We start from the raw sequence: 12,508 nt of genomic DNA, 5'->3' as shown, positions 1-12,508 counted from the left end.
GGCTATTTTCTGAAGCCCCCTCGTAAAACCCGACGCGCATCCCCATATCTTTCGAGAAAGTGCTATCTTGTGCTGCATGTTTTTCTAAGGCCTGGAGCGAGAATGACTGACCATGAATTGATGCAGCTTAGCGAAGTAGTAGGGCTGGCGCTGAAGCAGCGCGGCGCGACTATCACGACCGCAGAATCCTGCACCGGCGGCTGGGTGGCGAAAGTGATTACCGATATTGCCGGCAGTTCCGCCTGGTTTGAACGCGGCTTTGTGACCTACAGTAACGAGGCTAAAGCGCAGATGATTGGCGTGCGTGAAGCCACGCTCGAACAGCATGGCGCGGTCAGCGAGCCGGTGGTAATCGAGATGGCGATTGGCGTGCTAAAAGAGGCGCGCGCAGATTACGCTATCTCAATCAGCGGCATCGCGGGGCCGGACGGCGGCAGCGACGTGAAGCCTGTCGGCACCGTCTGGTTTGGCTTTGCCACCTCAAACGGTGAAGGGATCACCCGCCGGGAATGCTTCAGTGGCGATCGCGAAAGCGTGCGTCGTCAGGCAACGGAATACGCGTTAAAAACGCTCTGGCAACAATTTCTACAAAATACTTGATACTGTATGACTATACAGTATAATTGCCTCAACAGAACAGAAGTCCATGGTGAAGCGCAGTTGCTTCTCCCGGCATGACAGGAGTAATAATGGCTATCGACGAAAACAAACAGAAAGCGTTGGCGGCAGCACTGGGCCAGATCGAAAAGCAATTCGGTAAAGGCTCCATCATGCGCCTGGGTGAAGACCGTTCCATGGACGTGGAAACTATCTCCACCGGTTCGCTTTCTCTTGATATCGCACTGGGCGCTGGCGGTTTGCCAATGGGCCGTATCGTAGAAATCTACGGTCCGGAATCCTCGGGTAAAACCACCCTGACGTTGCAGGTTGTTGCGGCGGCACAGCGCGAAGGTAAAACCTGTGCGTTTATCGATGCCGAGCACGCGCTGGACCCAGTCTATGCCCGTAAGCTGGGCGTTGATATCGACAACCTGCTGTGCTCCCAGCCGGATACCGGCGAGCAGGCGCTGGAAATTTGTGATGCGCTGGCGCGCTCAGGTGCGGTTGACGTGATCATCGTCGACTCCGTTGCGGCGCTGACGCCAAAAGCGGAAATTGAAGGTGAAATCGGTGACTCTCACATGGGCCTCGCGGCACGTATGATGAGCCAGGCGATGCGTAAGCTGGCGGGTAACCTGAAGCAGTCCAATACGCTACTGATCTTCATCAACCAGATCCGTATGAAAATTGGTGTGATGTTCGGTAACCCGGAAACCACCACCGGTGGTAACGCACTGAAATTCTACGCTTCTGTCCGTCTGGATATCCGCCGTATCGGCGCGGTGAAAGAGGGTGATAACGTAGTCGGTAGCGAAACCCGCGTGAAGGTTGTGAAGAACAAAATCGCAGCACCGTTCAAACAGGCTGAGTTCCAGATCCTCTACGGCGAAGGTATCAACTTCCTCGGCGAGCTGGTTGACCTGGGCGTGAAAGAGAAGCTGATTGAAAAAGCGGGTGCATGGTACAGCTACAACGGTGACAAGATTGGTCAGGGTAAAGCGAATGCGATCTCCTGGCTGAAGGAGAACCCGGCGGCGGCGAAAGAGATTGAGAAGAAGGTGCGTGAACTCCTGCTGAGCAACCAGGACTCCAAACCTGATTTCGTGGTCGATGGCGCGGATGCTGAAGAAACCAACGAAGACTTTTAATCCTCTCGGATAAAAATGAAGGGCTGCTGATGCGGCCCTTTTTGCATTTCTGAATCGACAGGTTTTTTATGAGTGAACCGACATCACGCCGACCAGCCTACGCGCGCTTGCTGGATCGGGCCGTGCGAATTCTTGCCGTGCGTGACCATAGCGAACAGGAGCTACGGCGGAAACTGTCAGCGCCCATCATGAGCAAAAATGGGCCAGAAGACATTGATGCCACAGTGGAGGATTATGACCGCGTGGTTGCCTGGTGCTATGAGCATCACTATCTGGATGACGGCCGTTTTGCCGCTCGCTTTCTCGCCAGCCGCGGCCGCAAAGGTTACGGCCCCGCGCGTATCCGCCAGGAGCTGAACCAGAAAGGCGTAGCCCGTGAATCGATTGAAAAAGCCATGCGTGAAAGCGAAATCGACTGGTGCGAACTGGCGCGTGAACAGGCGGTACGTAAGTACGGAGAGCCGCTGCCGCGTGAATTTTCAGAAAAAGTTAAAATCCAGCGCTTTTTGCTCTACCGCGGCTTCCTGATGGAAGATATTCAGGATATCTGGCGTAATTTTACCGATTGAACGCATGCGGGATTTTACTTCCCACTAAAGAAAACTTATCTTATTCCCACTTTTTCCAGTAGCTGGTCCGTCCAACTGTTTACAGATACAGATCTGCTGCGACATTTCGTTAGCTTGATTTCAGGATAATTATGAGCAAGAGCACCGCTGAGATCCGTCAGGCGTTTCTCGATTTTTTCCATAGTAAGGGACACCAGGTTGTTGCCAGCAGCTCCCTGGTACCGAACAATGACCCGACTCTGCTGTTTACCAACGCCGGGATGAACCAGTTCAAGGATGTATTCCTTGGTCTCGACAAGCGTAATTATTCCCGCGCCACAACCTCACAGCGTTGCGTGCGTGCGGGCGGTAAACACAACGATCTGGAAAACGTCGGTTACACCGCGCGCCACCATACCTTCTTCGAAATGCTGGGTAACTTCAGCTTCGGTGACTACTTCAAACACGACGCCATTCAATACGCGTGGGAACTGCTGACCGGTGAAAACTGGTTCAATCTGCCGAAAGAACGTCTGTGGGTGACTGTGTACGAGACCGATGACGAAGCGTTCGACATCTGGGAAAAAGAAGTGGGTATCCCTCGCGAACGTATCATTCGTATTGGTGACAACAAAGGCGCGCCTTACGCGTCCGACAACTTCTGGCAGATGGGCGACACCGGCCCTTGCGGTCCGTGTACCGAGATCTTCTACGATCACGGCGACCATATCTGGGGCGGCCCTCCGGGCAGCGCGGAAGAAGATGGCGATCGCTACATTGAGATCTGGAACATCGTCTTCATGCAGTTTAACCGTCAGGCCGACGGCACCATGGAGCCGCTGCCAAAACCGTCCGTCGATACCGGTATGGGTCTGGAGCGTATCGCGGCCGTTCTGCAACACGTCAACTCTAACTATGAGATTGACCTGTTCAGCACCCTGATCAAAGCCGTTGCCGACGTGACGGGCGCAACCGATCTGAACAACAAGTCTCTGCGCGTTATCGCAGACCATATTCGTTCCTGTGCGTTCCTGATTGCCGACGGCGTTATCCCGTCGAATGAAAACCGTGGCTATGTGCTGCGTCGTATCATTCGTCGTGCGATCCGTCATGGCAACATGCTGGGCGCGAAGGACACCTTCTTCTATAAGCTCGTTGGGCCACTGATTGGCGTGATGGGCTCTGCCGGCGAAGAGCTGAAACGCCAGCAGGCGCAGGTCGAGCAGGTTCTGAAAACCGAAGAAGAGCAGTTTGCCCGTACGCTGGAGCGCGGACTTGCGCTGCTGGACGACGAGCTGGCGAAACTCCAGGGCGACACGCTGGATGGCGAAACGGCTTTCCGCCTGTACGACACCTACGGCTTCCCGGTTGACCTGACGGCTGACGTTTGCCGCGAGCGCAACATCAAAGTTGACGAAGCCGGCTTCGAAGCCGCAATGGAAGAGCAGCGTCGCCGTGCGCGTGAATCCAGCGGTTTTGGCGCAGACTACAATGCGATGATCCGCGTTGATAGCGCGTCTGAATTTAAAGGCTACGAAGAGCTGGCCCTGACCAGCAACGTGACTGCGCTGTTTGTTGATGGGAAAGCCGTAGACAGCATTAGCGCGGGCCAGGAAGCGGTTGTCATCCTGGATAAAACGCCATTCTATGCGGAATCCGGCGGCCAGGTTGGCGATAAAGGCGAACTGAAGGGCAATGGCTTTAGCTTCAGCGTAAGCGACACTCAGAAATACGGTCAGGCAATTGGTCACCAGGGCAAACTGGTTTCCGGCTCTCTGAAAGTGGGCGAGGGCGTTCAGGCCAACGTTGATGAAGCTCGTCGCGCGCACATTCGTCTGAACCACTCGGCAACCCACCTGATGCACGCTGCCCTGCGCGACGTGCTGGGTACTCACGTTGCACAGAAAGGTTCACTGGTTAACGACAAAATGCTGCGTTTCGACTTCTCGCATTTTGAAGCGATGAAGCCGTCTGAAATCCGTGCGGTGGAAGATCTGGTGAATGCCCAGATCCGTCGTAACCTGCCAATCGAAACCCATGTTATGGATCTCGAGGACGCGAAGAAGAAAGGCGCGATGGCGCTGTTTGGCGAGAAATATGACGACCGCGTTCGCGTGCTGAGCATGGGCGACTTCTCTACCGAACTGTGCGGCGGTACTCACGCATCGCGCACCGGCGATATCGGTCTGTTCCGTATCGTTTCTGAATCAGGCACCGCGGCGGGCGTTCGTCGTATCGAAGCGGTGACCGGGGAAGGCGCCATCGCCAGCCTGCACGCGCAGAGCGACCAGCTGCATGAGATCGCGCAGCTGCTGAAAGGCGATAGCCAGAACCTGGGCGAGAAAGTGCGTGTCGCGCTGGATCGTACCCGTCAGCTGGAAAAAGAGCTCCAGCAGCTGAAAGAACAGGCTGCGGCGCAGGAGAGCGCAAACCTCTCCAGCAAAGCGGTAGACATTAAGGGCGTCAAACTGCTGGTCAGCGATCTGGCGGGCGTTGAGCCTAAGATGCTGCGTACGATGGTCGACGATCTGAAGAACCAGCTTGGTTCAACGGTTATCGTGCTGGCAACGGTCGCAGAGGGTAAGGTTTCTCTGATTGCGGGCGTCTCTAAGGATGTGACGGACCGTGTTAAAGCAGGGGAATTGATTGGCATGGTCGCCCAGCAGGTGGGTGGCAAAGGTGGCGGTCGTCCGGACATGGCGCAAGCCGGTGGTACGGATGCGGCGGCACTTCCCGCGGCATTGGCCAGCGTTGAAAGCTGGGTAAGCGCGAAACTGTAATAACTAAAAAGCACAAGCAGACGCCATAACGGTAACGTTATGGCGTCTTGCTCACTGCGCTATCGATAACGATAAAGTCAGGTTGAGTTTGTGTATATCGGCTAAACTTACGTTTAACAGAATGTGATGCCGTGACTGCTTACACTTTACGTGTTTGTCATCGCTTACTTTTTGGCGTTATATGATGGATAATGCCGGGATACAAGAGACCCGACTCTTTTAATCTTTCAAGGAGCAAAGAATGCTGATTCTGACTCGTCGAGTTGGTGAGACCCTCATGATTGGGGATGAGGTCACCGTGACAGTTTTAGGGGTAAAGGGTAACCAGGTACGTATTGGTGTTAACGCTCCTAAAGAAGTATCTGTCCACCGTGAAGAGATCTACCAGCGTATCCAGGCTGAAAAATCCCAGCAGTCCAGTTACTGATATTGTCGCGTCTCGCTGTCGGGCGAGACGCAACCCTCCTGCTATTTTTCCTGCATAAAGTTACCGTTCTATTTCAAACGCTTCGTTTTTGACCACTCTCATAATCTTATCTCGTCGAAATGACCCGCTTCTCTCAACAGATTTCTGTGAAGATGCCTGCAAAATCCGCTTATAAAACACTCTCTTTGCGGCTTTTACATGCGAATTGCGTGCGAATTGTGCAAACGAAAAAAGCATGTGGAAAATTGTTTGACTTATAAGTCCCAGAAAGTAATATATGCGCCACGCAGCGACGAGAAGCTCTTAACGAGTTACTCGAAGCACTCGAAAGAGGCGTTGTGTGGTGAGGTGGCCGAGAGGCTGAAGGCGCTCCCCTGCTAAGGGAGTATGCGGTCAAAAGCTGCATCCGGGGTTCGAATCCCCGCCTCACCGCCATTTTGCATCCGTAGCTCAGCTGGATAGAGTACTCGGCTACGAACCGAGCGGTCGGAGGTTCGAATCCTCCCGGATGCACCATATTCTCCGAGATAACAGCGATGCTGTTGTTTCAAGGTCTGCGAGTTAATCGCAAGCACCAGGGAGGATAACGTTGCTTTAGCAACGGCCCGAAGGGCGAGGCGCAGCCGAGTAATCCTCCCGGATGCACCATTTACTATTTCTGAAAGCAGTTCCCGATGCATCCGTAGCTCAGCTGGATAGAGTACTCGGCTACGAACCGAGCGGTCGGAGGTTCGAATCCTCCCGGATGCACCATATTCTCCGAGATAACAGCGATGCTGTTGTTTCAAGGTCTGCGAGTTAATCGCAAGCACCAGGGAGGATAACGTTGCTTTAGCAACGGCCCGAAGGGCGAGGCGCAGCCGAGTAATCCTCCCGGATGCACCATTTACTGTTTCTAAAAGCATTTCCCGATGCATCCGTAGCTCAGCTGGATAGAGTACTCGGCTACGAACCGAGCGGTCGGAGGTTCGAATCCTCCCGGATGCACCATATTCTCCGAGATAACAGCAATGCTGTTTTTTCAAGGTCTGCGAGTTAATCGCAAGCACCAGGGAGGATAACGTTGCTTTAGCAACGGCCCGCAGGGCGAGGCGCAGCCGAGTAATCCTCCCGGATGCACCATATTCTCCTTCTTTGTTTATTCCTTCGACGTTCCGTCAGCAATCACACTCTCAGTCAGCGACAAAAATCCCCTTTTACGATAAAGTAATGCTTTGTTAATCGGTTAGCGAGAGCACGATGTACGCACAGTATGACGGTTTGATCTTCGACATGGACGGCACCCTCCTGGATACCGAACCCACGCATCGCCAGGCCTGGACCGACGTTCTTGCCCGTTACGGTATGCGTTTCGATCTACAGGCGATGATTGCCCTCAACGGATCGCCCACCTGGCGTATCGCACAGGCCGTGATTGAGCTGAATCAGGCCGATCTCGACCCGCACCTGCTCGCGCGTGAAAAAACCGACGCGGTAAAAGCCATACTGCTGGACACCGTGCAGCCATTACCGCTCATTGACGTCGTCAAAGCGTGGCACGGGCGTCGTCCTATGTCTGTCGGCACGGGCAGCGAGAGCGCGATTGCTGAAGCGCTACTCAACCATCTTGGCCTGCGCCACTATTTTTCTGCCGTCGTGGCCGCCGATCACGTTAAAAATCACAAACCCGCACCGGACACCTTCCTGCTCTGCGCAGAATTAATGGGTGTCCCTGCTGCAAAATGCGTTGTGTTTGAAGATGCCGACTTTGGTCTCCAGGCCGCGCGTGATGCCGGAATGGCGGCGGTGGACGTTCGCTTACTGTGAGTGACGCGCTGTCACTTGCCTCATTATTCGCCAGCAGTTTTTTAAGCTCCACCCTCTTGCCGGGGAATTCGGAAGTGGTACTGGTGGCGATGCTATTGTCCGGCGTGAGTCAGCCCTGGTTGCTGGTCTTAATAGCAACAATGGGTAATAGCCTTGGAGGGCTGACTAACGTTATTCTTGGACGTTTCTTTCCGCTACGCGAAAAATCTCGCTGGCAGGAAAAGGCAGTGGGCTGGCTAAAACGCTATGGCGCTGCCACGCTGTTATTAAGCTGGATGCCTGTAATAGGCGATTTACTGTGTCTGCTGGCGGGATGGATGCGCATCTCCTGGGGACCGGTGCTCTTTTTTTTGTGCCTTGGCAAGGCGTTACGCTATGTTTTATTGGCATGGGTAACACTACAGGGTATGACGTGGTGGCACTAATTGGTGGAATGAATTCGCGACCTTCAATCGTCAACCATTACAATTATGCTGAGTGACAATTTTTTGACAGGCGGGAGGTCAAATTGATCCCGGACGTATCACAGGCGCTGGCCTGGCTGGAAAACCACCCTCAGGCACTGAAGGGGATTCAGCGTGGGCTTGAGCGCGAAACGCTGCGCGTAAATGCGGATGGTAGCTTAGCGACAACGGGACACCCGAAGGCGTTAGGCTCGGCGCTGACACATAAATGGATCACAACCGATTTCGCCGAAGCGCTGCTGGAGTTCATCACGCCGGTAGACGGTGATATTGATCATATGCTGACGATCATGCGCGATGTGCATCGCTTTACCGCCCGCAACCTCGGCGACGAGCGTATGTGGCCGCTCAGCATGCCGTGCTATATCGAGCAGGGGCAGGATATCGAGCTGGCGCAGTACGGCACCTCTAACGTGGGGCGGATGAAAACGCTGTACCGTGAAGGCCTGAAAAACCGCTACGGCGCACTGATGCAGACGATCTCTGGCGTGCACTACAATTTCTCTCTGCCGATGGCGTTCTGGCAGGCGAAATGCGGTGAAACGGATAAAGACGCGATCTCTGCGGGCTACTTCCGCCTGATCCGCAACTATTACCGTTTTGGCTGGGTTATTCCGTATCTGTTTGGCGCGTCGCCGGCCATCTGTTCATCGTTCCTGCAAGGGAAACCGACCACGCTGCCATTCGAGAAGACCGAATGTGGCATGTATTACCTGCCGTACGCGACCTCTCTTCGCCTGAGCGACCTTGGCTATACCAATAAATCGCAAAGCAATCTCGGAATTACGTTTAACGATCTGCACGACTATGTGGCAGGCTTGAAGCGGGCAATCAAAACTCCGTCGGAAGAGTACGAAAAAATCGGCCTCGAAAAAGACGGCAAGCGCCTGCAAATCAACAGTAACGTATTGCAGATTGAGAACGAACTGTATGCGCCGATTCGTCCGAAGCGCGTAACGCGCAGCGGTGAAACGCCGTCGGATGCGCTACAGCGCGGCGGGATTGAATACATTGAAGTGCGCTCGCTGGATATCAACCCGTTCTCGCCGATTGGCGTTGACGAGCAGCAGGTTCGCTTCCTCGATCTGTTTATGGTCTGGTGCGTCCTGGCGGATGCGCCGGAAATGAGTTCCGACGAGCTGCTGTGTACCCGTACCAACTGGAATCGCGTGATTCTGGAAGGGCGTAAGCCGGGCCTGACGTTAGGGATTGGCTGTGAAACGGCGCAGTTCCCGCTGTCTAAGGTGGGGAAAGATCTGTTCAGGGACCTGAAGCGCGTTGCCCAGACGCTGGATAGCGTGTACGGCGGCGAAGCATACCAGAAGGTCTGCGACGAACTGGTTGAAAGCTTTGATAACCCGGAACTGACGTTCTCGGCACGCATTCTGCGTTCTATGATTGAGCAGGGAATTGGCGGCACAGGACGTTCACTGGCAGCGGAGTACCGTGAGATGCTGATACAGGAGCCGTTAGAGGTTCTGAGCGAAGCGGATTTTGTGGCAGAGCGCGATGCATCCGTTGTGCGTCAGAAAGAGATCGAAGCGGCGGATACGGAGTCGTTTGAGGCGTTTCTGGCGAAGCAGGCTTGAACCAAAAGAAAAAGGCCACATCGCTGTGGCCAAAATATACATCTCTGAATTCAGGGATGATGATAACAAATGCGCGTCTTTCATATACTCAGACGCGCATTCTGTAGAAGAGTTCAGTTTATTTTAAAAAAATCACTATCGGAGGTGACGTATGCCGTTATTAGATAGCTTTACTGTCGACCATACCCGTATGGAAGCACCAGCAGTCCGCGTGGCGAAGACCATGAACACGCCGCACGGCGACACGATCACCGTTTTCGACCTGCGCTTCTGCGTGCCGAATAAAGAAGTGATGCCGGAGAAAGGCATTCACACGCTGGAACACCTGTTCGCCGGCTTCATGCGCGACCACCTGAACGGTAACGGCGTGGAGATCATCGATATCTCTCCGATGGGCTGCCGCACCGGTTTTTACATGAGCCTGATTGGTCAGCCGGAAGAGAAACGCGTCGCGGATGCGTGGAAAGCGGCGATGGAAGACGTGCTGAAGGTGAAAGAGCAGAACCAGATCCCTGAGCTGAACGTTTATCAGTGCGGCACTTACCAGATGCACTCGCTGGAAGAAGCCCAGGACATTGCCCGTCATATCATCGAACGTGATGTTCGTGTAAACAGCAACGACGAGCTGGCCCTGCCAAAAGAAAAACTTCAGGAACTGCACATTTAGTATTGTGCCCGTGGATGCCCGGTGGCGCTTCGCTGACCGGGCCTACAATCCTGATGACGACAACCACCACCTTCTCCTTTACCCATCGCCCGCTTGTGCCGTTTTCGCATGATTATGCTCATGGCGATAGCGAGCCGTGGCATCAGCATGACTGCGCGCAGCTGCTGCATAGCCTCACCGGCGTTGTGCGGGTCGACACCGCATCCGGCTGCTGGGTGGTGCCGCCCGGTCGCGGCGTCTGGCTACCTGCGGGTACGCAGCACGCCCTGCGCATCACCGGCAACGTTGCCGCCCGCACTCTGTTTATCGACCCGCTGGCGCGCGCCGGTCTCCCGGCGACCTGTCAGATCGTTCAGATCTCGCCCCTGCTGCGTGAGCTGATCCTGACCTCCCTTACGCTTCCTGAACCTTACGCGCCCGGAAGCCGCGATGAACGTGTCTATGAGCTCATCCTCGATGAGATTCGCCTCATGCCGGTGCTGCCGTTTCACCTGCCCGAGCCGGAAAGCGAACCGCTGCGCCACCTCTGCCAGCAGATTAAACAGGCTCCGGGGGAGAGCTGGAGCGGTATGCAGGCGGCGAACAGGATGAGCATGAGCGAGCGTACCCTGAACCGTCATTTTCAGCAGCAGACGGGCCTGAGTTACGGCGAGTGGGTGAGAAGGGCGCGACTGCTGGAAGCCTTAGTGCGGCTGGCGCAGGGTCAGCCGGTACTGCGCGTGGCGCTGGATCTGGGTTACGGCAGCCACAGCGCCTTTACGGCGATGTTTCGCCGGGTGATGGGCCTCTCACCCAGCGATTACTTTAAGAACGACTAATCGCGTTGAAGAGCGCCTGAAGCGACGCGCGCGCCACGTCGCTCTCAATGCCCACGCCCCAGCGGCTGGTGCCGTCCTGGAACAGGCAGCGGATATAGGCCACCGAACGGCTGTCGCTGCGTTCGCCTAACGTATGTTCGTGGTAATCCTTAATCACAAATGGGGCGTTGATCCAGCGGCTCAGACCCTGAGCGGCGGCGGAGAGCAGACCGTTTCCCTGACCTTCCAGCTGTCGCGTGCCCTCCTGCGTGGCGACGCTTGCCGTCAGCCGCAGCTGGCCGTCCTGCTGGCTGTCGCTGCGGTACGATTGCAGCGACAGCTGCGGGGTCGTCACCAGGCCGTAGCGGGCGCGGAACAGCTGCCAGAGCGCATTTTGCGTCATCTCTTTTCCATGGTTATCCGTTTCCTGCTGCACGTGCTGGCTAAAATCCTGTTGCAGGGCGCGAGGCAGCTTAAGGCCGTGATTTTGTTCAATCAGCCATGCGCTCCCGCTTTTTCCTGACTGGCTGTTCACGCGGATCACCGCTTCATAGGTACAGCCAATATCCTGCGGGTCGACGGGCAGATAAGGCATCTCCCAGCGCTCGCCAGGCTGGCGGGCATCGAAACCTTTCTTGATGGCGTCCTGGTGCGAGCCGGAGAAGGCGGTATAGGCCAGCCGACCCGCCCACGGATGGCGCGGATGGACGGGCAGCTGGTTGCAGGTCTCTACCGTTTCGACCACCCGGTTCATATCGCTAAAGTCCAGATTGGGGCTAATGCCCTGGCTGTAGAGATTCATTGCCAGCGTTACCAGGCAGACGTTGCCCGTGCGCTCACCGTTACCAAACAGGCAGCCTTCCACGCGGTCGGCCCCGGCCATCACCGCCAGCTCCGCGCTGGCGACGCCCGTTCCGCGATCGTTATGCGGATGCACGCTGATACAGACGTCACTGCGGCGGCTGAAGTGGCGGCAGAAATACTCAATCTGATCGGCATAGACGTTCGGCGTGCTCACTTCGACGGTCGCGGGCAGGTTGACGATCATCGGACGTGCCGCGCAAGGCTGCCAGATCTCCGCAACGGCTTCACAAATCTCCAGCGCAAACGCCGGCTCGGTAAAGCAGAAGGTTTCCGGGGAGTATTCGTACTGCCAGCGGGTGTCGGGATTTTCTTCACACAGTGAACGGATAAGCCGCGTGGCGCGCGTCGCCAGCTCGACGATTTGCGCTTTCTCCATGCCGAACACCAGACGGCGGAACAGCGGGGCGGTGGCGTTATACAGATGGACGGTGGCCCGCTTCGCGCCGCGCAGGGATTCAAAAGTACGATGGATGAGATCTTCTCGCGCCTGTGTTAACACCTGAATCGTGACGTCATCCGGAATGCGGTTCTCTTCGATAAGCTGGCGGACAAAGTTGAAGTCGGTCTGCGAGGCGGACGGGAAGGCGATCTCAATCTCTTTAAATCCGCAGCCCAGCAGCAAATCCCAGAATTGCAGCTTGCGCGCGCTGTCCATCGGCTCGGCCAGCGCCTGGTTACCGTCACGCAAATCGGTCGAGAGCCAGCGCGGAGCATGGGAGATGCGTTGCCCCGGCCAGCGGCGATCGGGCAACGAAACGGTTGGGTAAGGCTGGTATTTGTCGGCGGGGGTGTTCAGCATGATGCGCTCCTGTTGTCTT

General features: G+C 55.6%; 11 protein-coding genes and 4 tRNA genes. 14 read left to right on the top strand and 1 reads right to left on the bottom strand.

The window, feature by feature from the left end; all coding sequences use genetic code 11:
• The first annotated feature begins 102 nt into the window (after positions 1 to 102).
• The 14 genes from pncC to A3466_RS18610 all read left to right on the top strand — a co-directional run bounded on the left by pncC (position 103) and on the right by A3466_RS18610 (position 10,847).
• Positions 103 to 600, top strand: coding sequence for a nicotinamide-nucleotide amidase (gene pncC / locus A3466_RS18675; protein ID WP_063451844.1), 498 nt, complete (start codon positions 103 to 105; stop codon positions 598 to 600).
• Positions 601 to 689: 89 nt separating this feature from the next.
• Complete coding sequence (gene recA / locus A3466_RS18670) at positions 690 to 1,748, top strand: recombinase RecA (RefSeq protein WP_022649140.1); 1,059 nt, start codon at positions 690 to 692, stop codon at positions 1,746 to 1,748.
• A 68-nt stretch (positions 1,749 to 1,816) separates the two neighbouring features.
• A complete protein-coding gene (recX, locus tag A3466_RS18665; RefSeq protein ID WP_063451843.1) occupies positions 1,817 to 2,317 on the top strand; it encodes a recombination regulator RecX in 501 nt (166 codons plus the stop codon).
• A 131-nt stretch (positions 2,318 to 2,448) separates the two neighbouring features.
• Positions 2,449 to 5,076: an alanine--tRNA ligase gene (gene alaS / locus A3466_RS18660; protein ID WP_063451842.1), complete on the top strand. Its 2,628-nt coding sequence runs from the start codon at positions 2,449 to 2,451 to the stop codon at positions 5,074 to 5,076.
• Positions 5,077 to 5,317: 241 nt separating this feature from the next.
• Positions 5,318 to 5,503, top strand: coding sequence for a carbon storage regulator CsrA (gene csrA / locus A3466_RS18655; RefSeq protein ID WP_000906486.1), 186 nt, complete (start codon positions 5,318 to 5,320; stop codon positions 5,501 to 5,503).
• 342 nt (positions 5,504 to 5,845) lie between these two features.
• A tRNA-Ser gene (locus A3466_RS18650) sits at positions 5,846 to 5,938 on the top strand.
• Positions 5,939 to 5,942: 4 nt separating this feature from the next.
• Positions 5,943 to 6,019, top strand: a tRNA-Arg gene (locus A3466_RS18645).
• Positions 6,020 to 6,179: 160 nt separating this feature from the next.
• Positions 6,180 to 6,256: transfer RNA gene (locus A3466_RS18640), tRNA-Arg, on the top strand.
• Between the two features lie 160 nt (positions 6,257 to 6,416).
• A tRNA-Arg gene (locus tag A3466_RS18635) sits at positions 6,417 to 6,493 on the top strand.
• Positions 6,494 to 6,742: 249 nt separating this feature from the next.
• A complete protein-coding gene (gene yqaB / locus A3466_RS18630) occupies positions 6,743 to 7,309 on the top strand; it encodes a fructose-1-phosphate/6-phosphogluconate phosphatase (protein ID WP_063451841.1) in 567 nt (188 codons plus the stop codon).
• The gene (locus A3466_RS18625; protein ID WP_017692791.1) at positions 7,306 to 7,734 is read left to right on the top strand and encodes a YqaA family protein; all 429 of its coding nucleotides are present in this window, start codon (positions 7,306 to 7,308) and stop codon (positions 7,732 to 7,734) included. Before yqaB ends, A3466_RS18625 begins: the two co-directional genes overlap by 4 nt.
• Positions 7,735 to 7,817: 83 nt before the next feature.
• The gene (gene gshA / locus A3466_RS18620; RefSeq protein WP_063451840.1) at positions 7,818 to 9,362 is read left to right on the top strand and encodes a glutamate--cysteine ligase; all 1,545 of its coding nucleotides are present in this window, start codon (positions 7,818 to 7,820) and stop codon (positions 9,360 to 9,362) included.
• A gap of 151 nt (positions 9,363 to 9,513) precedes the next feature.
• Positions 9,514 to 10,029 carry an S-ribosylhomocysteine lyase gene (gene luxS / locus A3466_RS18615; RefSeq protein ID WP_063451839.1) on the top strand — a complete coding sequence of 172 codons (516 nt, stop codon included), beginning with the start codon at positions 9,514 to 9,516 and terminating at the stop codon, positions 10,027 to 10,029.
• Between the two features lie 53 nt (positions 10,030 to 10,082).
• Positions 10,083 to 10,847, top strand: a complete 765-nt coding sequence (locus A3466_RS18610; RefSeq protein ID WP_063452022.1) for an AraC family transcriptional regulator — start codon at positions 10,083 to 10,085, stop codon at positions 10,845 to 10,847.
• Here A3466_RS18610 and leuA read toward each other — a convergent pair.
• The gene (leuA, locus tag A3466_RS18605) at positions 10,834 to 12,489 is read right to left on the bottom strand and encodes a 2-isopropylmalate synthase (protein ID WP_063451838.1); all 1,656 of its coding nucleotides are present in this window, start codon (positions 12,487 to 12,489) and stop codon (positions 10,834 to 10,836) included. The genes A3466_RS18610 and leuA overlap by 14 nt on opposite strands.
• Between the last annotated feature and the right edge of the window lie 19 nt (positions 12,490 to 12,508).

It is taken from the genome of Enterobacter genomosp. S (assembly GCF_001631805.1).
Classification (GTDB): Bacteria; Pseudomonadota; Gammaproteobacteria; order Enterobacterales; family Enterobacteriaceae; genus Enterobacter; species Enterobacter quasihormaechei.
The sequence above is the reverse complement of the archived record's forward strand: the minus strand, read 5'-3'. Positions and strand labels throughout refer to the sequence as shown.

Excerpts from the sequence above, each read along its gene's own strand:
- leuA (WP_063451838.1), bottom strand. The coding sequence starts at position 12,489 with ATGCTGAACACCCCCGCCGACAAATACCAGCCTTACCCAACCGTTTCG.
- pncC (WP_063451844.1), top strand. The coding sequence starts at position 103 with ATGACTGACCATGAATTGATGCAGCTTAGCGAAGTAGTAGGGCTGGCG.
- alaS (WP_063451842.1), top strand. The coding sequence starts at position 2,449 with ATGAGCAAGAGCACCGCTGAGATCCGTCAGGCGTTTCTCGATTTTTTC.
- yqaB (WP_063451841.1), top strand. The coding sequence starts at position 6,743 with ATGTACGCACAGTATGACGGTTTGATCTTCGACATGGACGGCACCCTC.
- recX (WP_063451843.1), top strand. The coding sequence starts at position 1,817 with ATGAGTGAACCGACATCACGCCGACCAGCCTACGCGCGCTTGCTGGAT.
- csrA (WP_000906486.1), top strand. The coding sequence starts at position 5,318 with ATGCTGATTCTGACTCGTCGAGTTGGTGAGACCCTCATGATTGGGGAT.
- luxS (WP_063451839.1), top strand. The coding sequence starts at position 9,514 with ATGCCGTTATTAGATAGCTTTACTGTCGACCATACCCGTATGGAAGCA.
- recA (WP_022649140.1), top strand. The coding sequence starts at position 690 with ATGGCTATCGACGAAAACAAACAGAAAGCGTTGGCGGCAGCACTGGGC.
- A3466_RS18610 (WP_063452022.1), top strand. The coding sequence starts at position 10,083 with ATGACGACAACCACCACCTTCTCCTTTACCCATCGCCCGCTTGTGCCG.